Source organism: Allocoprococcus comes, from assembly GCF_013300725.1.
Taxonomy (GTDB): domain Bacteria; phylum Bacillota; class Clostridia; order Lachnospirales; family Lachnospiraceae; genus Allocoprococcus; species Allocoprococcus comes_A.
The window spans coordinates 1-2,035 of sequence record NZ_JAAIMM010000063.1 but is presented as its reverse complement, the minus strand read 5'-3'; the positions used below and the strand labels follow the sequence as shown (position 1 = coordinate 2,035).

Annotated in this window: 1 protein-coding gene and 2 pseudogenes; 2 read left to right on the top strand and 1 reads right to left on the bottom strand. The window is 39.6% G+C overall.

Features of this window, described 5'->3' with window-relative positions:
* Together G4407_RS15915 and G4407_RS15910 are read left to right on the top strand one after the other, a co-directional pair.
* Positions 1-729, top strand: a pseudogene (locus G4407_RS15915) (recombinase family protein); the annotation flags it as partial.
* 121 nt (positions 730-850) lie between these two features.
* Positions 851-1,018: pseudogene (locus tag G4407_RS15910) on the top strand (tyrosine-type recombinase/integrase); the annotation flags it as partial.
* Between the two features lie 190 nt (positions 1,019-1,208).
* On the opposite strand, the gene G4407_RS15905 reads toward G4407_RS15910, so the two are convergent.
* Positions 1,209-2,035: AMP-binding protein (locus G4407_RS15905; RefSeq protein WP_173689655.1), on the bottom strand; the 827-nt coding region annotated here is incomplete at its 5' end.

Sequence of the window (2,035 nt, the reverse complement as noted above, 5' to 3'; positions counted from 1 at the left end):
GATGAAACAGAATGGGTTCGCCTGGAAAATCATCATACGGCAATTATAGACAGGGAATTGTTTGAAAAAGCAAATGAAATGCATCCGAAAAAGAAGAGAAGTGTTGCAGAATCACGCACCAATTTTACTCTGGAAAGACGTAAAAAACAGCCGGCCTTGCTGATATGTGCCAACTGTGGGCATTCTCTGTTAAAAGAAACAGAGCATCTGCTGAAATGTTCAGATGCCAGAACCAATGGTGATCCTGTGTGCCGAAGTCTGGTGATTCGTAGGGAACCGATGGAGGAGAATATCCTTGGGCTTGTCCGTCAGTATGCAGCGTCAATGTTGAAAAAAGGAAAGAAAGTATCTTCCAAAAGACAATGTGAATACAAAGAGATCAATACTACAGAATTGCAAAAACAGAGCCGACAGTTGACCTCGGAAAAGATGAAACTCTATGATGATTACAAAGATGGTCGTATAGATCGTGATTCGTATAAGCAGAGAGCTGAAAAGATAAGTGTACAGCTGGATGAAATAAAACGAAAGATAGAAGATGCGAAGAATAGTAAAAAGCTTCTTGAACAAAATGAACTTTCTGATAAAATAAAACTAAAAGATTTCTTGGGAATTCAGAAGTTCGATACAGAGAAGCTGCGTGAGGTTATCAAGGTGATCCGTGTTCATAGTCAGGATGAAATTGAAATCGAATGGAATTTTGACGATATTTTTTCAGAACAGAGATAACTTGAGCAGGACAAGAATGACTTATCAAAAGATAATAAAGGTGCTGGGACTACCTGATGGAAGCGTCAGATAGTCTTCGGCAGAAAAAAATAAAATTTTTTTTGTCCTATACTTGACACATCCACATATATTAAGACATACGTTTTGTACACGATTAGCACAGAAAAACATGAACCCAAAGAACCTGCAATACATTATGGGACATTCCAGCATAATGATAACGCTGAACCTGTACGCCCATGCTTCACAGACAGGAGCAAACATGGAAATGCGAAGTCTGATAGCCTAGTAATTTACTACGAAATTTACTACGATAAAAAGACAAGATATGCAGATTTATGAGTGGTTATAAGAAGTATCTGCCAAAAAGAAAACACCGATAAAGCCTGTAAAATAGGGATATATCGGTGTTATAAGAACTTATGAAAAGATAATTAGAAATTTATTTTATGTTTATTGCATACATAGTATAACTTATATTAGTTGTTTTCTGCAAGAATAGCTTCTGTTAATTCTTTACGGTTTGTTTTGAAGTGGAAATATGGTCTTTCTTCGATGACACGGATGTCTACCGGATATTCGTAATCTTCTAATGCTTCTTTAAGACCGGCTTTTACTTCGTCAAGAGTCTTGCTTCCGTCAAGAATGATGAAGAGGTATGGAACGAAGAACCCTTCATGTTCCTTATCCGGTACGATACAGAAGAAACCATCCTGTACGCCAGGAACGCGAACGGCTTTTGTTTCCATTCTCATCATATATAATTCTCCGCCGCCGAAACGTTCTGAATGTCCACGTCCAAGAATGTAAACCATACCAGTTTCCTTGATGTAAGCAATATCGCCTGTGTGGAGCCAGCACTTTCCGTCGTCATGAGTGATCAGAGTACGTTCTGTCATTTCTTCACCCATCCATCCTGCGTAGTGGAGCATGATAGATGGACCTGTCATACATAATTCACCGATTTCACCGTAGTTAAGTTCCTTGTTATCTTTATCAAAGATACCAAGAACAGTTGCCGGCATCGGCATACCAACACAACCATCTACCAGAGGGAACATCGGGTTTGGAAGTGTGAAGTTAGAACATCCTTCACTCTGTCCGTATCCTGCACTTAAAGTAGCTTTTACGCCATGTTTGTGGAAGAATGCTTCTACTTCCTGGGTTTTTCTCTCGTTCATGGCTTCTGCGCCGGTTCCGAGTGTTCTCAGATGAGACATGTCATAATCTTCCGGAATTCTGTCACTCTTCGTAAGTAGGTAATCATCCGTATCTGTTATTCCCCGATTCCCTTTGGTACAATACC